The sequence below is a fragment of the Shewanella litorisediminis genome (assembly GCF_016834455.1).
GTDB lineage: Bacteria > Pseudomonadota > Gammaproteobacteria > Enterobacterales > Shewanellaceae > Shewanella > Shewanella litorisediminis.
On record NZ_CP069213.1, the window covers coordinates 3262929 to 3280351 of the forward strand.

Consider the following 17423-nt stretch of genomic DNA (forward strand, 5'->3'; position numbering starts at 1 on the left):
GACTCCAAAAGCAACGGCGACGCAGTGCGTCGCCGGTCAATCAACTCAGGCGGCCAGACCGTAGAGGATGGCAGTCATCGACAGCAAACCGGCAATGATCACGAACACATTGCTGATACGGCCTCGGTAGGCCTTGAGTGCAGGCACCCGATACACGGCGTACATGGGCATCAGGTAAAGAATGGCGGCAATAATGGGGCCGCCGAGGGCTTCAATCATGCCGAGGATACTGGGGTTGATTACCGCAACAGCCCAGATGGTCAGGAACATAAAGCCCAGAATAAAGCGGTTCAGTTTGGCTTCGTTGACCGGCTTGCCCTTGCCTTCGAGCTGTTTCTTGATAATGCCACTCATGCCTTCGCTGGCGCCCATGTAGTGGCCAAAGAAGGACGACACTATGGCCACAAAGGCGATGAAAGGACCAAAGTAGCTGACAAAACCGCTGTCGAACACGTTGGCAAGGTACGACAGGATCGGCAGGTTCTGGCTCTTGGCTTCAGCCAGCTGCGCAGGGCTTAAGGACAACACGCAGGAAAACACAAACAGCATCACAAACCCCACCAGCATCATGGCGGTGTTGCGCAGAATGATATCAGCCTTGCGTGACGCATTGGTGCCGTGTTCGCGCTTGAGGGAAACCGCAAACTGACTGATAGCTGGCGAGTGGTTAAAGGCAAAAATCAGCACTGGAATCGTCAGCCAGATAGTGCCGAGGAAGTCTCCGGCGGCAGGCACTTCTTTCACCGCGGCCAGGTTCCAGTTGGGCATCATATACAGCGACATAAAGGCGAGGATGGCCACCAGCGGATACACCAGGAACTGGGTTACCTTGAGCATCATTCTCTCACCGGCCACCATCACCGACATCATGCCGAGAATAAGCACACCCGACAGCAGCCAGCGCGGCAGCGACTCCATACCCAGCTGGTTGACCATAAAGCTGTCGACCACGTTGGTAATACCCACGCCATAAATAAGCACAATCGGGTAAATCGCGAAGAAATACAGCAGCGTAATGGCTTTACCTGCACCCTTGCCGAAGTGCTCTTCCACCACCTGGGTGATATCACTGCCGGCGATGGATGAGGAGCACACAAAACGCGACAGCCCGCGGTGGGCCAGATAGGTCATGGGGCCAATCAGGAGCGCCATCATCACCAGGGGCCAAAATCCCCCCATACCGGCATTAATGGGCAAAAACAAAATACCTGCGCCCACGGCGGTGCCGAACAGGCTGAGCATCCAGGTGGTATCCTGCGCCGTCCAGGGCATGGCAGTGTTGGACTGTGAAACGGTTGGGGAGGCAGTTGCTTGCCGGGTAGCGGCAGTCATGGTTTCGTTGGACATGGGCTCAACCTTGGCACCAGAGGTGCGATAAACGTTGGGGTCTGAGTCGTGACTCAAAATTCGCGGCAAGGATAGTCAAAAGGCAAGAGCCCGCCTTTGATCGATGGCCGTTTTACGTAATTAAATTTCACCAAATGCTGATATTGGGATCCCGATCCCGTATGTCGCGTAATTTATTTTCAGTTAAGTTGCCATCTCTTAACCCGGGCTTAACCACAGGCAACCAAGCCGATACAAGTGCGCCCCTGAGTGGAGCCTGCAAAACAAAAACCGGCCTCAGGGGCCGGTTTTTTTTCTGCGCAGTTTGCTGCGAATGTTAACGAATGCTGTCGCCCGAAAGCTCCAGCGTCTCTTTTACATCCGCCTCAATATCGGCTTCAGCAAACAGGAAGGGGCGGAACCGCTTCTGGGTGGAATACAGCAGTGTCTGGTCGGCAAACTCGGGCCTTAAGATATTGCTGGTTTCCGAGTAGGTCAGAATGCCGCGGGCATCCACCCCGGTATCGGTAAAGTTCACCGCCATCATCCAGCTCGAGCCATAACGAATCTGATACCCCTTGTCGGTGAGCCCAGAGCGAAGTGGCTTGCCGCTGAGTACATCCAGGGATGGCGCATAGCTGTGCTGGGGAATAAGGGTGTCATCACCACTCAAGCTGGTGGAAAATACGTTAAAGCCACCCTCGGCATTGTGGGTACCAGGCCATGGCAAGCGCTGACCGCTTGGCAAACCGTTGGGCAGCGAGCGCTCCACAAACTGCACACTGCCCAAGGGCGCATCCACCGCAAAACCGGCGTTTTCCAGGTTCAGCGCTGCCAGTGCCAGTGCCTTGAGGGCACTGCCGTCTGCCACCAGCGTATTTGGCGTAGACGCCGCAGCCTTGAAATCAAAGGGCACAGTAAGCATGGTGTCTTCGCTGAAGTTATGGGCAAACTCTCGCAAGAGCGCCCCACCTATGCTGTCGTTATCCTGCTTGCCGTTCCAGCGTGAAAGCGCATCGCAGGCACCGCTGATGTCTTTGGAAACACCCTCTGCCACCATCACCGGGGTTGAGCCCTGGGCATCGCACTGGGCCAGCAGTTCCGGCAACACCATCTCGGCCAGATAGCTGTGATTACCCAGCACCGCCGCTTCCAGCTCGTCGAGGTTAAACTTGCCATCGCTGCCACCGGCCTCACTCGTCAGCTTAAGCCCCATGCGGGTTCGCATGCTCAAGCGGCCGCGCTCGGGTCCATACATGGGCGAGAAAAACTCCAGCGGCTCCTGAAGGTTGGTTGACCAGAATGAGTTATTGGAGTTTTGCACAAAGTCGGTGCGCTCAAGCTTGGGCGCCCTGTCGTATGGCATGGGCCCATCGAAGGCAAACAGCGAAGTGTTCCCCGGCAAAATGGTAAAGCCTGCCCGGGCGCGGGCATCACGTATGGCCTGCTCGGTGCGCAGCAGCATCACAGCGGCATCCGATAAACCGGGTACGGTGGAGTCGTCGATATAGAAGGCATTGCCCTCTCTATCGGCGTACATGGTGTTGTTGAAAATCACCCCGTCATAATCTTTGAATGCCTGCTGGAACTCGTCCTTGTTGGTGGCAAGGTTCATGGCCAGCCAGTGGTCCAGCGGGTCCATGTTGGCCATGTTGGCATCTTTGAGCATAAAGGCCTGGCCATCGTCCCAGCCAAAGGGCGCGAGGTTGGCGGGGGCCTCTATCATCACGGCATCATCCGTGTAGTACACCTCTTTTTCAGCCACCAGAATGCCGGCAGGACCGGCGTTCACCAGCACCTGCACTGTTTCTTCGTGAACGTCTTTGGCTTCACCATCCACCAGATATTGCATCCTGTCGCCTGACTTAAGCTCCAACTGATACACAATAAAGTGCTCGGCGGTTGAGAAGGTGTGGGTCCAGGCGAGGTTTTCGTTAAAGCCAATGTTGATGGGACCCGGCATGCCCACCAAAGAGCCGCCCATGACATCCAGATGACCGGGGATGGTGGCATGTGACTGCCAGAATCTCAGGTTACCCGTGTGGGGGAAGTGCGGGTTGCCAAGCACCATGCCGCGGCCATTTTCAGTTTTGTCTTTACCAAGGCCCCAGCCGTTGGAGCCCAGTTCCCGTGGATTGGTGTCCGGCGTTTGAATGCGCGCGGCGCGGGCAATAAGGCGCTGGTTGAGATCGTCCACAAAGGCCTTGGTGGCGGCCGAAGCAGGGGCAGACTTAGCGGACGCAGAAAGAGTGGCCGGGCCCACGATGCGCGGCAGGTACTCGGTGCCATCGCCGGGGTTGGCGTAAAAAATCAGGTCGAGAAAGTTGGCGGCACCGGGCAGCAGGGCAATAGAGAAGAGATAGGTCACCACATCTTCCGGCACTATGGGTTTCACCCAGGGCTGACCGGCACAGAAGGGCTCGGCCTGCTCTTTGCCTTCGGCCACATCGCTGAGGTACTGGTTGTAACCGGCCACAAAACCCGAGATCAGGGCGCGGGAGTTGTCGCTGAAATCCGGCCATTTGGCTTCGGCCAGGGCCCTTATCTTCAACGCCTTATAGGCAAAGTCACTGATAAGGTTACCGTTATCCTCCTGCTTTGGCATACCTGTGGTGAAATCCAGGCTGGCATGGGGGCCAAAATACAGGGAGCGCTCTGAGTTGGCCTTGATAAAGCCGTCCGCCAGAATGCAGAGGTTATCCTGTGCCTGCACATAGCCATTGCCAAAACCCAGACTCTCAAGGTTGTCGGCCTTGATATGGGGAACCCCGTAGGAGGTGCGGCGGATATTGACCGAGAGCTTGCCATCCGGCGCAAAGGCCTGCAGGGAAGTGTCGGAGGGAGGCGTGGTTACAGCGTCGTTGTCGCTGTCGTTACAGCCGGTCAGCAAAATCATGCTGCCCAGCCCCATGGCGATAAAGAGTTTGTTGAATGTCATCATTATTGGTCTCGTTAGATTCCCTTTCCTGCGACAGGAACCCCTGTATCCCTTTATTAAGGAACGCAAAAAAGCGGAGTAGATGTCGTATCCCGAAGGGTGCTTGCCCTGACTCGCCGCTAACGCCAAAATACCGGTCCGTGTGGAGCAAAAACACCTCGGACCATTTAAACAGTCATTTAAACAAACGTCTACATGTTGGAAATAATTAACACAATGACATTAACAAACATCAGGGTGCTGGTCGGCTCCAAAAACCCTATAAAGGTTGCCGCCGCCAAAGGCGCCATCGAAGCCCTGTACCCACAGGCCAAAGTCGAATGCCATGGCGTCTCTGTGCCATCCGGTGTACCTGACCAACCCATGAACAGCGCCGACACTCGCCTTGGCGCCATCAACCGTGCCAGGGCCTGCCGCGAGCTTGGCAATGCCCACTTTTACATGGCCATGGAAGGTGGCGTGGACGAACTGGAAGACGGACCGGCCACCTTTGCCTACGTGGCCATTATCACTGACTCGGGGCAGATGTCGGTGGGCAGAAGTAGCCAGTTACCCCTGCCAAGGCAGATTTTCAGTGCCCTTCAGGCCGGTGAAGAACTTGGCCATGTGATGGACAGGATGTTCAATACTGTGAACATCAAACAGGATGTGGGCGCCATCGGCTTGCTGACCCACAACGCCGAAAGCCGGGGCAGCAGCTATCGTCAGGCACTGATCCTCGCCATGGCACCCCTGCTGCACCCCGGGCTCTATCGATAATGGGACGCACGCCTCTTGCCTAAGGTTAAAAAACTGTTAGATTGGTTGTAATTCGCAACCAACCAAACTGCATCATGGTCAGAAGTACCCAAGTTCAGGAATCCCAGGCCCGTGAAGTTCGTCAGCTTTCACGGCAACTGATACGTCAGCTCGGCATGTTGGCAGGCGCCGTTGGCAAGCTGCCCTTAAGCCCGGTTCAGGCCCACGCGCTGATAGAGCTGGGCCAGCAAAGCCTGTCCATCAAACAGCTTGCCCATTTGCTGAACATCGACAAATCCAATGCCAGCCGGGCCGTGACCCATCTGGTTGAAAAAAAGTTGGTTGAAACCCGGGTGCACCAAAGGGACAGCCGCAGCCTGCAAGCCAGTTTAACCCCCAGAGGGCGCACCATGCTCGAGCGTCTCGACGAGCAGCAGGACAACTACTTTTTGCAAGTGCTGGCACAGCTGACCGACGAAGAAGCCGGGCAAATTGCCCTGTCGCTGGGGCGCTTTCAGCGCGCCATAGTGCAGGCCAAGGCCCAGGATGGCATTGAGATCCGCCCCCTCACTCCCGACGATGATGTTGCCATTGCCGCTGTGATCCGCGAAGTGTCGGCCGAATATGGGCTGACGCCGGACAAGGGCTACGGCGTGGCCGACAAGACCCTCGACTGCCTCAGTGAGGTGTACAGTGTGCCCGGCGCCGCCTACTGGGTGATTTGTCAGGATGGCCAGGTGCTTGGAGGCGGCGGCATAGCGCCACTTGCCAGTGAGCCCGGGGTCTGCGAGCTGCAAAAAATGTACTTTTTACCGGTTATTCGCGGCAAGGGTCTTGCCAGACGTCTGGCCAACCACAGCCTCGCCTTCGCCCGCCAGGAAGGCTATCAGGCCTGCTATCTGGAAACCACAGCCGTGCTCCACGAGGCGGTAAAGCTCTATGAGTCACTGGGCTTTGAACACCTCACCGCTCCCATGGGCAACACAGGCCATGACGCCTGCGAAATCCCCATGCTCAAACGCCTCATTCCCTGACGCAATTTTGTGCAAGCGATAAGGCAAGGCCCTGTGCTGCCTTGCTTTATCAGCCAGAGTTGATAGCTTCAAACTCATAACGCCTATCATGCTAAGGATGTTTTGATGGAATACCGCCGCCTGCCCCACTCCAATCTGGAGGTCAGCTCCCTGTGCCTTGGCACCATGACCTGGGGTGAACAGAATACCCAGGCCGACGCCTTCGCACAGCTTGACTACGCCATTGGCCGGGGCATCAACTTTATCGACGCCGCCGAAATGTATCCTGTGCCACCCCGCCCGGAGACCCAGGGGGCCACAGAAGAGATCCTCGGCAACTACCTCAAAGCCCGTGGCAATCGTGATGAACTGGTGATTGCCACCAAGATTTGTGCCCACGGTGGCAAGGGCGACTATATTCGCCCCAAGATGGCACTGGACTGGAACAACATCCACGAAGCCGTGGATGCGTCTTTAACCCGCCTCGGCATAGACACCATCGACCTGTACCAGCTGCACTGGCCCGACAGAAACACCAATTTCTTCGGCGAGTTGATGTACAGGCGTGACGACGCCGAGCACCAAACACCCATCATAGAAACCCTCGAGGCCCTGGCCGAGCTTATCCGGGTGGGGAAAATCCGCTACATAGGCGTCTCCAATGAAACCCCATGGGGCATCATGAAGTATCTGCATCTGGCAGAAAAACATGGCCTGCCGCGCATCGTATCGATTCAAAACCCCTACAACCTGCTCAATCGCAGCTTTGAAGTGGGCATGAGCGAAATCAGCCACAGAGAAGAGTTGCCACTGCTGGCTTACTCGCCACTGGCCTTTGGCACCTTAAGCGGCAAATACCTCAATGGCGAATGGCCGGAGCAGGCACGCCTGACCCTGTTCAAGCGTTTTGCCCGCTACAGCAGCGACCACGCCAAAGCCGCCACCGAGGCCTATGTCAATCTGGCGCGGGAGTTCAACTTAAGCCCGGCGCAAATGGCGCTGGCCTTTGTGAACAGCCGCAGCTTTGTAGGCAGCAACATCATAGGTGCCACCTCGCTGGAGCAGCTCAAAGAGAACATCGACAGCCTCGATGTCAGCCTGCCTGACGCGCTTTTTGATCGCATCGATGCCCTTGGAGAAATCTACCGTTTGCCCTGCCCTTAAGTTACGGACTGCAGTTAAGGGCTGCCAATATACGTCAATTATTGCTGCAATTCCTGTTTCAATCCCGGCGCGGCCTTGCAATGGCCGCGCAAATCCTTAAAGATCAACTCAATCCCATTACGGCCACTGCTTTGACAGCGTTTTAATGAACATTTCCAGCCTTCGTAACCAGTTTCCTGCGCTTGACCAACACATTGGCGACTATCCGCTGGTGTATCTGGACACAGCCGCCACCAGTCAAAAGCCCCGGCAGGTGCTGGATGCCATGGCGAACTTTCTGACCACAGACAACGCCAACGTGCACCGCGCCGCCCATACCCTGTCTGGCCGCGCAACCGCAAGCTACGAAGCCGTTCGGGATAAACTCAAAGCCTTTATCCAAGCCGCCCGCCGGGAAGAAATCATCTTCACCCACGGCACCACAGAGGCCATCAATCTGGTGGCCAATGGGCTTAAACACCGCCTCAATCCCGGCGATGTCATTCTGGTGGACAGTGCCGCCCACCATGCCAATCTGGTGCCCTGGCAGCAGCTTGCCGCGCAAACCGGTGCCCGGCTTGAAGCTATTCCCCTCACAGCAGAGCTGCGTTTGGATACCGCCGCCTTCGACGCACAGCTCGAAGCCGGTGCAGCCCTGGTGGCGCTCGGTCATGTCTCCAACGTGCTCGGCACAGTGAATGACGTCAAAACCCTGTGCGCCAAAGCCCGCGCCAAGGGTGCCCTCACCCTCGTGGATGGCGCCCAGGCCGTGGCGCATCAGGCGGTGAATGTGGCCGATATCGGCTGCGATTTCTATGTGTTTTCCGGCCACAAGATGTATGGTCCCGATGGCGTGGGCGTGCTCTATGGCCGCTTTGAGGTGCTCGATACCCTCACGCCGCTCCTCACCGGTGGCGAGATGATTAAAACGGTAAGCTTTGCCGGCACCGAATTTGGCGAGCTGCCAAACCGGCTCGAAGCCGGCACGCCGCCCATCGTCTCAGTTATTGGGCTTGGGGCTGCCATCGACTTTATCAATAGCCTCGACAGGCATGCGCTGCAGGCCCACGAGAGTGAACTCATGGCCAGGCTTCGCGCTGGGCTTGAGGCGGTGCCGCAGATCCGTATTCACAGCCCCCGCGATGCCAAGGGGGTTATCCCCAACAGCGGCGCCATCGCCTTCAATCTGGGGGATGAGCATCATCAGGATGTGGGTATCTTATTGGATCAACAGGGGATTGCGGTGCGCTGTGGCCATCACTGCGCCATGCCGCTGATGAGCCTGATGGGGGTAAAAGGCTGTTGCCGGGCCTCAATCGGCCTCTACACCACCCCGGATGATATCGCACGTTTTCTCGCCGCCATCAATGAAGCGGCCGAGCTCTTATGCCCATGATTTGCTGCGAGGAAAGTATGGAACAACGCCCCAGCGCCACCGAATTTTTAAGCCGCTTCCAAGACAGCAGAGCCTCCCTCACTCAGCTGGTTAATCAGGTGCAACAAGCCCCCAACTGGCAGGAAAAGTACCGCGCCCTGATGCTGGGTGGCAAAGCCCTGGCGCCGCTGGCGCCTGAGTGGCAAACCGAGGATGCCAGAGTGCGTGGCTGCGAGAGCGCCGCCTGGTTGTATCACCATGGCGAGCAGGGCAAACACTATTTTATTGCCGGATCTGAGGCCCGCATTGTCACCGGCCTGATAGCCCTGCTGCTGGGTGCCTGTTCGGGTAAAACCAGCGACGAGCTAGCCGCCTTCGATGCGGCGGCCTATTTCAGCGCCCTGGGTCTGGAGGGTCAGCTTAGCCCGTCACGCACCAACGGCGTATATGCCCTGGCAAACCGCATTAAAGAATTAAGCCGCGAGGACACCCCATGACCAATCTTCACCGGCGCAGCCTGATAAAAGCCCTCGGCGCCAGCGCCCTCTTATCTGCCCTGCCCCCGGGGGTGCTTGCCGCCAAGGCGCTGCGGCCGCTGTACATAGATGGCCTGTCGTTTCTGCCTGACTCCCTTGACGATCTCGCCGCCTCCGGCCTCTCGGCCTTCCTGTGCGATATCTCCGCCATCGAAGAAGTGAAACAGGAAGACGGCACCCTCAACTACAAGCGCACTTACAACGCCTGTATCAAGTCGATTGCCGAAGCCGGTCAGCGTGTGAGAGACAACCCCAGGCAGCTGCTGCAGGGTCTTTCGGCCAAAGACATACAAAGCGCCCGTGAGTCGGGTCGCACTGCGGTGTTTTTCCAGATTCAGGGGGCAGACTGCGTGGAAGAGCGCCTGTCCCAGGTGGATGAGTTCTACCAAAAGGGCCTCAGGGTGCTGCAGCTCACCCACCACTATGGCAACAGCTTTGCCGGTGGCGCGCTGGACAGCGATGAGCGCGGCGGCCTGAATCTCCCCCTGAGTCCCAAGGGCTACGCCCTGGTGGATAAACTCAACGACAGCGGCATTCTCATCGACCTCAGTCACTCCAGCCCACAAACCGCTCTGGACACCATAGCCGCCTCCCGCATGCCGGTGGTGCAAAGCCACGGCGCGGCCCGCGCCATCGTCAACCACGCACGCTGCTCACCGGATCAGGTGATCCGCGCCATCGCAAACAGTGGCGGTGTGTTCGGTGTCTTTATGATGAGCTTTTGGCTGACCACCAATAGCACTCCCAGGGTGGAGCACTATCTGGCGCAGCTGAAACATGTGGCCAATGTGGGCGGCATGGATGCGGTGGCCATTGCCAACGACTATCCGCTGCGGGGCCAGGAAAACCTGCTCAAACTTAATAATGATAACGCCGAAGGGGTGAAGGAGTTTCTGGACTGGTGGCACAGTCTGCGCGCCAAAAAGGTGCTCGGCTTCGACCATGAGCCGGTGCACGTGGTGATCCCCGAGTTCAACCATATTGAGCGCATGAGCCGTATCCACGATGCCCTCAAGGGCGCGGGTTTCAGCGCCGCTGATGCCGATAAAATCATGGGTGGCAACTGGCAACGGGTGCTTCATCAGGTGCTGGTGTAACCCAAGGCCTGCCATCCATGAAAGAGCCCGCTTAAGCGGGCTCTGTTTTTACAGTATCGGTTAATTTTCCCCGGCGAGTCGCGGCGGCAACTTCGACTGAGCAGGCGCTAAAAAGCGCCCCTGTTTCCAAGCCACAGCAGAGAAGCCGTCATCACCAACGTCACCATGACTACTGTGACTATAGAGTCTTGCCGCCACATCGTTTGGCGCGTGAAAGTTAAGCAAAGGCTGATAAACGTTTGTAGTTTGTACGGGGAGGATGCCGGCCCTTACATCAACTCAAGCACTGACTCAGATATCCACTCAGTTACCGACTCGGACACCGACTCAGCTATCAAAGTAAGGCCGCATCCGCTTCAGCGGAAAAACCCGTGCAAAGCAGCTGGAAATAAACCAACAAAAAGCCCGCTCTCGCGGGCTTTTTGTATTCATTGCCGATGTTTATCACAAGCCAAATCAGTGGCGCGGTTTACCTTCGCCCAGCTTCTCAATAATCAGCACCAGAGCTATACCCACCAAGGCGCAAACGATGGCAAAACCGAGCTGGGATGACTCGCCGGTGAGCTGCTCGAATCCCCAGGGCGTGAGGTTTTGCTGCGCCAGCGGCACCTCTTCGCCGTGGGAGTTGGTGCGCCAACTTATGGTTTCTTTCCAGGGCCAGATTTTACCCAGGGTGCCCAGCATCAAGCCGGTGAGGAAGAAGATGGTGGCGTCGTGGAATCTACGTAAAAGCATCGACAGCAAATGGCTGAAACTCAGGATGCCACAGATGGCACCTGCCGCAAAACAGGCAAGGATATCCAGCTGCAGGCCCTTGGCGGCGGCGAGCACCGCAGGATAGAGGCCGAGCAGAAGCAAGATAAAGCTGCCGGAAATGCCCGGCAAAATCATGGCACAAATGGCGATGGCGCCGCCAAGGAACACATTGAGGTAGGTGGCAGGTATTTCGGTGGGGGTGATAACAGTGATACCCCAGGCCACCACAGCGCCGAGGGCAAAGAGCGCGATACGCCCGGCATCGAAGCCCTTTACCTGCCGCAGCATATGCCACACAGACACCAAAATCAGGCCGAAGAAGAAGGACCAGACCGGAATGGGGTGATGTGTCAGCAGGTATGAAATCAGCTTGGCGAGACTGAAGATGCTGGTAAGAATTCCGCCAAGGAGACACACCAGAAAGGTGCCGTTGATACGCGCCCAGGCGGCCTTGCCGCCCTCTTCCCGTATCACCTTGATGAGAGAGGGATTAATGGCGCGCACGCTGTCCAGCAGCTTGTCCAGAATGCCGGTAATAAAGGCGATGGTACCACCGGATACACCGGGTACCACATCCGCCGCGCCCATGGCGAGCCCTTTAAAATATGTCAGTAAGTTATTCACCCAATTCCCCAAAAAATACCGGCACTTGGCCGAAGCTGTCCTTAAGTTGCCGCCGATTATATGTCGGGTGGGCGGCGGCTGAAAATGAACTTTGCGTTAGGAACCCAAGAAAGCCATGGGGCTTACTCTGGAGACACCTGCGCTCTTGCAGATGGTTAATGGCATGTTACACTGCGACAAAACAAACAGGCCAGACCAGTTATGGGTTAACAGCCCGACAACCGATATGGCCAGATAACAGAATGCAGTACGCACAGACAGGAAGCAAAACCATGGCAGGCAAACCCAATAAGGTGATGGCGCTTTACCAGAAGCTCATTCCCTATCCCTTTGGCAGGGTTATTTTCTCCAAAATGGTGGCACGTATGGCGCCCTACTTTGGCACCATCAAGCCACTCATTACCGAACTTCGGCCCAATTACTGCGAATGTTTTATCAAGAAGCGCAACGCCGTGCATAACCACATCAAAACCGTGCACGTGATTGCCATCTGTAATGGCCTGGAAATGGCCATGGGCGTGATGGCCGAGGCCTCAATCCCACCGCATCTGCGCTGGATCCCCAAGGGCATGACGTTGGATTACACCGCCAAGGCAGGCAGCGATATCCGCTGTGTGGCCGAGGTAAAGCCAGAAGACTGGCAGGAAGGTGATTTGCTGGTGCCCGTGACCGCCTACGACAAAGACGGCGTGGTGGTGGTAAAAGGTCATATCAAGCTGTGGATCTCCCTTAAACCGGCCAGGGCCTGAACCGATTTCCCCCAAATCAGGATCGGGAGAAAAAAGACTGAGATTTCAGTCTTTTTTTGTTTTGAGCCGTCTGCACTCAGTCGTTTGGCGACTCGGCGCCTTGCAGACAGGCCAGCTTTTCATCGTCGGAGAGTGGCCGCCACTGCCCGGGAGCAAGCGCCGGGTCCAGCCTCAGGGCGCCGATGCGGTGTCGATGCAGTGCAACAACCGGGTTTTGAAAACGGCCAAACATGCGCTTGATTTGATGGTACTTGCCTTCGCAAAGCTCTACCCTGGCCTCGCGCTCACCGAGGATGGTAAGCCTGGCAGGCAGTGTGGTGATGCCTTCGGTCTCAAAGTAAAAGCCGCGCTCAAAAGCGGCGACGTAATCTTCTGTGAGCACATTTGCCAGAGTCACCCGATATTCCTTGGGCACATGGGCGCCGGGCTGCATCATGGACTCGGACCAGCGGCTGTCGTTGGACAGAAGCACCAGCCCCGAGGTATTCAAATCCAGCCTGCCGACTATGTGTAAGCCTGTTCTGAGCGCATCAGGGATAAGGTCGAGCACGGTTTTATGCTCTTTGTCTTTGGTGGCCGACACCACCCCCACGGGTTTATGCAGCATCAGGTAGCGCGGCGTTTCGGCGCGAAGGGCGGTATCGCCTAAATAAATCTGGCTGAAGGGGCCAATTTGCTGCGCCATCTCCAGCGCAAGCTCGCCATCCACAGTCACCCGCTCGGCTTTGAGCAGTTCGCGCACTGCTTTTTTGGGAATATTGAGGGTTTTGGCCAAAAAGCTGTCGAGCCTGCCACGGGGGGAAATCATAGTTTTGTGCCTTATTCGGCAATGGCCTTGGTGATGCGATAGGCGCAGCGGCGCGCCCCTTCGATGATGTGTTCGCTGCGCTCCACGGTGACGTCCTCGCTCAGCAGACGGCGAAACAGCATGAGCTCCGAGCGGCAAAAACTCTGGCAACTGGTGGCGGCGGCGCAAATGGGGCAGTGATTTTCATACAGCCACCAGACATCGCCTTCGTTTGCCACAGTCGCCATATAGCCTTCTTCGCTGCGAATAAGTGCCAGCTGCCCGATGCGCCCGGCAAGAGTACTCTCTCCCGCCATACGCTCGAGGTAGACCTGCTCGGAGGTCGCTTCGCGGTGGCTTATCAGGGCATCCATACCCGCATCGCCAAAAATCACCTTCACCGAATCAATCAACCTTAAGGTCAGCTCGCTGTGGCGATCGCCAAAGTGCTTTTGCGCCGATTCAGTGAGGTTCCAGTAGCGCGCCGGGCGGCCGCGGCCCTCGCTGATATCTTCATAGGCGAGATTGCCTTCGGCTTCCATGGCCTGCAGATGTTGCCTTACCCCCATGGACGTCAGCCCCAGCGATTCGGCCAGACCGGCTGCGGTCATGGGCCCTTGCTGCTTCAGCAAATCGAGGATTTTTTGGCAGGTTTTCATGGTTTCATCCAATACATAAACGCGGCTGTTCTGGGCTCTATTATGGATAACAAAAGTATTAAGTAAACTTTTTTGTTTATTTTTAGCTTTACATAATTAAGTAAAGTTTTTACCTTACAAATTAATTTAGAAACAAAAAACTTTACTAATAAGGACGCACCATGAAACTCAGCATCATCAATGGCAGCCAGCGCCGGGGTTCACAAAGCGGCAGGGTAGCCGAATTCATCAACGCCCAAAGCAACAGCTTCAGCGATGTGGAAATCATTGAACTGGCTGAGTATTCACTGCCGTTTTGGGATGGCGACAGCCGTGAAAGCAAGGGCGAAGACTGGGCCATTATCGAGGCCAAACTCAGTGCCAGCGATGCCTACGTGCTCATTACCCCGGAGTGGAGCGGCATGGCCACCCCAGTACTGAAGCAACTGTTAATGAATGCCAGCGTACCCGTGACCGGCCATAAACCTGCGCTGCTGGTGTCGGTTTCATCCAGCGTTAATGGCGTGTTTCCACTGAGCGAACTCATGGTAAGCGGCAATAAAAACAACAAGATGGTATTTATTCCTGCCAACGTCATAGTGCGCAATGTGGAAGAGGTGCTCCATCCGGTGGCACAAGGCGAGCAAAGCCGCCGCGACAGGGCGATACGTGAGCGGATTGCCGAGTCAGTGACTTTACTTGGGCACTACACAGAGCTCTTGCTGCCGATGAGCAAGTACCGGGATCCCTTCCAATACGGCATGTAACCAAACCGCAAAGGCACAGGAGGCACGATGAGACAGAATCAAATCACCCTGGGCGTCACCGATATGGCCGCCGCCGTGGAGTTTTACCTGACACTGGGCGCAATACAGATAGTGGATACGCCCCATTACGCCCGCTTTGCCCTGCCCCAGGGCGACGAAAGCTTTTCACTGCACCTGCGAAAGGAGCCACCTTCACCGGGCCACTGCCTCTATTTTGAGAGCGAGCGATTGGACGAATGGGTGGCAGAACTGAAAACCAAGGGCATATCTTTTAAGGGTGAGCCGGAAGATAAACCCTGGCTGTGGCGCGAAGCCGAGCTGACCGACCCCAGTGGCAATGCCATCAAGCTGTTTTATGCCGCCGACAATCGCCTGAACCCGCCCTGGCGGGTGGAAAAACGTAAACACTGATACTGACCATTCACAACTCACCACGACAAGGAACGCAATCATGGTACATCTGGAACACATCAATTTGGTCGTGCATGACCTGGAAAAGAGCCTGACCTTTTACAAAGCCGCCTTTCCACATTGGCAGGTAAGGGGTGGCGGTGAGGGCAGCTGGTATGGCAAACCCCGCCAATGGCTGCACTTTGGCGACGATTATCAATACATTGCTTTAAATAACGACGGTGAGGGAGAGAGCCGGGATCTCACCGGCCATCAACCGGGTCTGGCCCACTTTGCCTTTGTGGTGTCGTCGCTGGATGCCCTGATTGCCCGCCTCGAAGCCGCCGGTTTTGCCATTGCCAAAGACGGCGCACCCGACTCGGGCCGACGCAACGTGTACTTTATCGACCCCGATGGTATGGAAGTGGAATTTGTGGAATACCTCAGCGATCTGCCTGAAGTTCGCAATCAGTATCCTCAGTCTGCTTAGCCGCAGGGGTCAGAGAGGTATCGAGGGGCTCGAGAAAGAGCCCCACAGTGCTGCTGACATCGAGGTTGCTTTCCTGCAGGCTTTGATGGGCAAACACATTGAGTCTGAACCGGGTGTCGTCGGTGAGCAGCTTAACGCAGTAACATTTACCCGGATGGGTCATGGCCCTGTCGTTGGCGCGCAAGTGCACCTCAATGCCGGGCTTGCCATCTGTGTCGCCAAAACCCTGCCATAACAGCTCACCTTCAATCACCTCGATTTGGCTGTAAAAGCCGTTTCGGGTACGATGCTGGGACAGCAGCAGCTCAGGTAAATCATTACCGCCGAATATCCGGGTAGAACCCACTGGAACATAATTTTTTGGTATCAATGCCATGGGCGCTGTCTCCGGTTTCACCTCAATTTAAGGCTGTTTTGGGAACACACCCCCAGCCACCAAACTCTTGAGCATCGCAATGCCGACAAGTTTAAACCACCAGCACAGTTTTATCCTGAATCGCGCCCATTTTGAAGAGTGCTTTGATGAATCAGTCACGCCATTGACAGGCCCCAAACGCCATATCAAAACCCTCGGTTTTGGCCTGATGACATTTGCCCTGCTGGCAAGCCCGCTGCCATCCTACGTGGGGTGGTTTTTCCTCGGGTTAACGGTACTGGAGTTTTTGAGTGTGCGTTATCAGCGTACCTGGTGGCTTTGGCGGCAACTCATGAGTCGCGCCGCTGGCAATGAAGTCACTGTCACTCTCACCGACAAGCTGCTGATAACAGAATCACTGGGGCAAAAGCGTGAGCTGGCCTGGGACAGCCTGGATGCGATTACCCCAACGGCAAGAGGCTTTTTATTGCAGCGGGGCCGTGCCCGTCAGTATTTATCCGCCTCAGGGTTATCGCCCGAGGCGCTGGCTTTCCTGACAAACTTTAACAGTGCCCATGACGAAGCGCAGATGGAACAATAACCCGCGACAGGCTGTCAGATCACAGTCAATTTGAGTACAGACCTTCCCGGCACACGCTTCAGCCGAAGTCGCGACAGCTGGCCATCAAAAAGGCGTCAACGTATTCACCGCCCCGGAAGGCGTAACCTATGGCCTCGCCTTCAATCACAAAACCATGTCGTTTATAGAGTTTGATGGCGGCATGGTTATCTGTGTACACCTCAAGCTCGATGCGCCTGACCGCAAGCCAGTTGTGGGCCAGCTCCATCATGGCGGCCAGGAGCGCCGAGCCCACGCCAATGCCCTGATAATCTTCGCTCACCGCCATGCCCAGATTGGCCACATGTTTGCGTCTTGGATTCACGAAGACTTCCATTCCGGCCTGCCCCACTACCTCACCATCGATTTCGGCGACCAGGCTGTAGCAGTTCTCGGGTAAATCCCCCAGGCGACGCTGCCATTTTTCCAGTGAAGGAAAGGGATGTTGCAACGTATTGGCAAAGCAACTGGGCTGACTGTAGATGGCGCGAATGGCACCTATGTCACCGGCATCACTGTGGCGCACCTGAATTCGGCCATCTGTTGTCCGGTAGATGCTGGGCGATTGCGCACTCATTACTTCTAATCCCATGTAAGTTAAAGAGATCACTATGCCATTTCCAACAATCACATCACAAGGGAAAGACTTGCTGTGCCAAGGAAAAAAAAACTTTCCGACACCTCGAAAAACTCGCGATATCCAAAGGCTAAACTTACTGTCACAATAGCGCCACCTCCGGGGCATTGTAAGGATGCCGAGCGGCACCTTGGTCCCGGTTGCTCTAACCCCTTGAAGGAACCCAAAATGCGCACCCCCTCAGCTATCCTCACCAAAGTCGCCCTGGCAATGGCGCTTGTGGTTAGCTTTGCCGTATCCGCCGAAGAAGAACCCACTCTCGACCTTCCTCCGGCTCCCAGTGAAGATGTCAAACAAATCAAAGAAGTCTGTCTGGAGCTCATCACAGAGCAGGAAATCCCACTCGAAGAGCAGGAAAGCTATTTGCTCACTTGCGTAAACGACCAGTTATTCGAGATGGGCTATTTGGCGGTGGTGCAACAAGATCTCAACTGAATCAGTCTGA

At 56.0% G+C, this 17423-nt stretch carries 19 protein-coding genes; 12 read left to right on the forward strand and 7 right to left on the reverse strand.

The window, feature by feature from the left end; translation table 11 throughout:
• Positions 1-45: 45 nt before the first annotated feature.
• On the reverse strand, positions 46-1272 hold the full coding sequence (locus tag JQC75_RS14355) for a serine/threonine transporter (RefSeq protein ID WP_239002157.1): 1227 nt from the start codon (positions 1270-1272) through the stop codon (positions 46-48).
• Between the two features lie 391 nt (positions 1273-1663).
• Positions 1664-4264, reverse strand: a complete 2601-nt coding sequence (locus JQC75_RS14360) for an acylase (RefSeq protein WP_203327233.1) — start codon at positions 4262-4264, stop codon at positions 1664-1666.
• A 216-nt stretch (positions 4265-4480) separates the two neighbouring features.
• Here JQC75_RS14360 and yjjX point away from each other — a divergent pair, with 216 nt between their 5' ends.
• From yjjX to JQC75_RS14390, 6 genes are all read left to right on the forward strand, one after another.
• Positions 4481-5023 carry an inosine/xanthosine triphosphatase gene (yjjX, locus tag JQC75_RS14365; protein ID WP_239002017.1) on the forward strand — a complete coding sequence of 181 codons (543 nt, stop codon included), beginning with the start codon at positions 4481-4483 and terminating at the stop codon, positions 5021-5023.
• Between the two features lie 74 nt (positions 5024-5097).
• Positions 5098-6036: a bifunctional helix-turn-helix transcriptional regulator/GNAT family N-acetyltransferase gene (locus JQC75_RS14370; protein ID WP_203324730.1), complete on the forward strand. Its 939-nt coding sequence runs from the start codon at positions 5098-5100 to the stop codon at positions 6034-6036.
• A 105-nt stretch (positions 6037-6141) separates the two neighbouring features.
• Entirely contained in the window at positions 6142-7179 is a 1038-nt protein-coding gene (locus JQC75_RS14375) for an NADP(H)-dependent aldo-keto reductase (RefSeq protein WP_203324731.1), read from the forward strand.
• Between the two features lie 145 nt (positions 7180-7324).
• Positions 7325-8554, forward strand: coding sequence for an aminotransferase class V-fold PLP-dependent enzyme (locus JQC75_RS14380; protein WP_203324732.1), 1230 nt, complete (start codon positions 7325-7327; stop codon positions 8552-8554).
• Positions 8555-8571: 17 nt separating this feature from the next.
• Positions 8572-9030, forward strand: a complete 459-nt coding sequence (locus tag JQC75_RS14385) for a SufE family protein (RefSeq protein ID WP_203324733.1) — start codon at positions 8572-8574, stop codon at positions 9028-9030.
• The gene (locus JQC75_RS14390) at positions 9027-10166 is read left to right on the forward strand and encodes a membrane dipeptidase (protein ID WP_203324734.1); all 1140 of its coding nucleotides are present in this window, start codon (positions 9027-9029) and stop codon (positions 10164-10166) included. The genes JQC75_RS14385 and JQC75_RS14390 overlap by 4 nt, the downstream gene beginning before the upstream one ends.
• 456 nt (positions 10167-10622) lie before the next feature.
• Here the strand turns inward: JQC75_RS14390 and JQC75_RS14395 are convergent, their stop codons facing one another.
• Positions 10623-11510 (reverse strand): polyprenyl-phosphate transporter, encoded by an 888-nt coding sequence (locus tag JQC75_RS14395; RefSeq protein WP_283165656.1) that lies wholly within the window; start codon positions 11508-11510, stop codon positions 10623-10625.
• Positions 11511-11818: 308 nt separating this feature from the next.
• Here JQC75_RS14395 and JQC75_RS14400 point away from each other — a divergent pair, with 308 nt between their 5' ends.
• On the forward strand, positions 11819-12295 hold the full coding sequence (locus tag JQC75_RS14400) for a hotdog fold domain-containing protein (RefSeq protein ID WP_203324736.1): 477 nt from the start codon (positions 11819-11821) through the stop codon (positions 12293-12295).
• Between the two features lie 76 nt (positions 12296-12371).
• On the opposite strand, the gene JQC75_RS14405 is transcribed toward JQC75_RS14400, so the two are convergent.
• Both JQC75_RS14405 and JQC75_RS14410 read right to left on the reverse strand, forming a co-directional pair.
• A complete protein-coding gene (locus JQC75_RS14405; RefSeq protein WP_203324737.1) occupies positions 12372-13103 on the reverse strand; it encodes a pseudouridine synthase in 732 nt (243 codons plus the stop codon).
• Positions 13104-13114: 11 nt separating this feature from the next.
• Complete coding sequence (locus JQC75_RS14410; RefSeq protein ID WP_203324738.1) at positions 13115-13741, reverse strand: helix-turn-helix transcriptional regulator; 627 nt, start codon at positions 13739-13741, stop codon at positions 13115-13117.
• Between the two features lie 161 nt (positions 13742-13902).
• On the opposite strand from JQC75_RS14410, the gene JQC75_RS14415 reads away from it, so the two are divergent.
• Genes JQC75_RS14415 through JQC75_RS14425 form a run of 3 tightly spaced genes read left to right on the forward strand, consistent with a single transcriptional unit; the run spans position 13903 to position 15367 of the window.
• The gene (locus tag JQC75_RS14415) at positions 13903-14487 is read left to right on the forward strand and encodes an NADPH-dependent FMN reductase (RefSeq protein ID WP_203324739.1); all 585 of its coding nucleotides are present in this window, start codon (positions 13903-13905) and stop codon (positions 14485-14487) included.
• Positions 14488-14514: 27 nt separating this feature from the next.
• Positions 14515-14898 carry a VOC family protein gene (locus JQC75_RS14420; RefSeq protein ID WP_203324740.1) on the forward strand — a complete coding sequence of 128 codons (384 nt, stop codon included), beginning with the start codon at positions 14515-14517 and terminating at the stop codon, positions 14896-14898.
• A gap of 40 nt (positions 14899-14938) precedes the next feature.
• On the forward strand, positions 14939-15367 hold the full coding sequence (locus JQC75_RS14425) for a VOC family protein (protein ID WP_203324741.1): 429 nt from the start codon (positions 14939-14941) through the stop codon (positions 15365-15367).
• Here the strand turns inward: JQC75_RS14425 and JQC75_RS14430 are convergent.
• Entirely contained in the window at positions 15321-15743 is a 423-nt protein-coding gene (locus JQC75_RS14430; protein WP_203324742.1) for a TehB-like domain-containing protein, read from the reverse strand. The two genes, JQC75_RS14425 and JQC75_RS14430, sit on opposite strands and share 47 nt — an antisense overlap.
• A gap of 79 nt (positions 15744-15822) precedes the next feature.
• Between JQC75_RS14430 and JQC75_RS14435 the strand changes: the two genes are divergently transcribed.
• Positions 15823-16323: a YcxB family protein gene (locus JQC75_RS14435; RefSeq protein WP_203324743.1), complete on the forward strand. Its 501-nt coding sequence runs from the start codon at positions 15823-15825 to the stop codon at positions 16321-16323.
• 58 nt (positions 16324-16381) lie between these two features.
• Here JQC75_RS14435 and JQC75_RS14440 read toward each other — a convergent pair whose 3' ends face one another.
• The gene (locus tag JQC75_RS14440) at positions 16382-16918 is read right to left on the reverse strand and encodes a GNAT family N-acetyltransferase (protein ID WP_203324744.1); all 537 of its coding nucleotides are present in this window, start codon (positions 16916-16918) and stop codon (positions 16382-16384) included.
• A gap of 228 nt (positions 16919-17146) precedes the next feature.
• Here JQC75_RS14440 and JQC75_RS14445 point away from each other — a divergent pair, with 228 nt between their 5' ends.
• On the forward strand, positions 17147-17413 hold the full coding sequence (locus JQC75_RS14445) for a hypothetical protein (RefSeq protein WP_203324745.1): 267 nt from the start codon (positions 17147-17149) through the stop codon (positions 17411-17413).
• Positions 17414-17423: the final 10 nt, after the last annotated feature.

Excerpts from the sequence above, each read along its gene's own strand:
- JQC75_RS14360 (WP_203327233.1), bottom strand. The coding sequence starts at position 4,264 with ATGACATTCAACAAACTCTTTATCGCCATGGGGCTGGGCAGCATGATT.
- JQC75_RS14375 (WP_203324731.1), top strand. The coding sequence starts at position 6,142 with ATGGAATACCGCCGCCTGCCCCACTCCAATCTGGAGGTCAGCTCCCTG.
- JQC75_RS14390 (WP_203324734.1), top strand. The coding sequence starts at position 9,027 with ATGACCAATCTTCACCGGCGCAGCCTGATAAAAGCCCTCGGCGCCAGC.
- JQC75_RS14420 (WP_203324740.1), top strand. The coding sequence starts at position 14,515 with ATGAGACAGAATCAAATCACCCTGGGCGTCACCGATATGGCCGCCGCC.
- JQC75_RS14385 (WP_203324733.1), top strand. The coding sequence starts at position 8,572 with ATGGAACAACGCCCCAGCGCCACCGAATTTTTAAGCCGCTTCCAAGAC.
- JQC75_RS14380 (WP_203324732.1), top strand. The coding sequence starts at position 7,325 with ATGAACATTTCCAGCCTTCGTAACCAGTTTCCTGCGCTTGACCAACAC.
- JQC75_RS14430 (WP_203324742.1), bottom strand. The coding sequence starts at position 15,743 with ATGGCATTGATACCAAAAAATTATGTTCCAGTGGGTTCTACCCGGATA.
- JQC75_RS14435 (WP_203324743.1), top strand. The coding sequence starts at position 15,823 with ATGCCGACAAGTTTAAACCACCAGCACAGTTTTATCCTGAATCGCGCC.
- yjjX (WP_239002017.1), top strand. The coding sequence starts at position 4,481 with ATGACATTAACAAACATCAGGGTGCTGGTCGGCTCCAAAAACCCTATA.
- JQC75_RS14425 (WP_203324741.1), top strand. The coding sequence starts at position 14,939 with ATGGTACATCTGGAACACATCAATTTGGTCGTGCATGACCTGGAAAAG.
- JQC75_RS14445 (WP_203324745.1), top strand. The coding sequence starts at position 17,147 with ATGCGCACCCCCTCAGCTATCCTCACCAAAGTCGCCCTGGCAATGGCG.
- JQC75_RS14395 (WP_283165656.1), bottom strand. The coding sequence starts at position 11,510 with ATGGGCGCGGCGGATGTGGTACCCGGTGTATCCGGTGGTACCATCGCC.
- JQC75_RS14400 (WP_203324736.1), top strand. The coding sequence starts at position 11,819 with ATGGCAGGCAAACCCAATAAGGTGATGGCGCTTTACCAGAAGCTCATT.
- JQC75_RS14440 (WP_203324744.1), bottom strand. The coding sequence starts at position 16,918 with ATGAGTGCGCAATCGCCCAGCATCTACCGGACAACAGATGGCCGAATT.
- JQC75_RS14415 (WP_203324739.1), top strand. The coding sequence starts at position 13,903 with ATGAAACTCAGCATCATCAATGGCAGCCAGCGCCGGGGTTCACAAAGC.
- JQC75_RS14410 (WP_203324738.1), bottom strand. The coding sequence starts at position 13,741 with ATGAAAACCTGCCAAAAAATCCTCGATTTGCTGAAGCAGCAAGGGCCC.
- JQC75_RS14355 (WP_239002157.1), bottom strand. The coding sequence starts at position 1,272 with ATGCCCTGGACGGCGCAGGATACCACCTGGATGCTCAGCCTGTTCGGC.
- JQC75_RS14370 (WP_203324730.1), top strand. The coding sequence starts at position 5,098 with ATGGTCAGAAGTACCCAAGTTCAGGAATCCCAGGCCCGTGAAGTTCGT.
- JQC75_RS14405 (WP_203324737.1), bottom strand. The coding sequence starts at position 13,103 with ATGATTTCCCCCCGTGGCAGGCTCGACAGCTTTTTGGCCAAAACCCTC.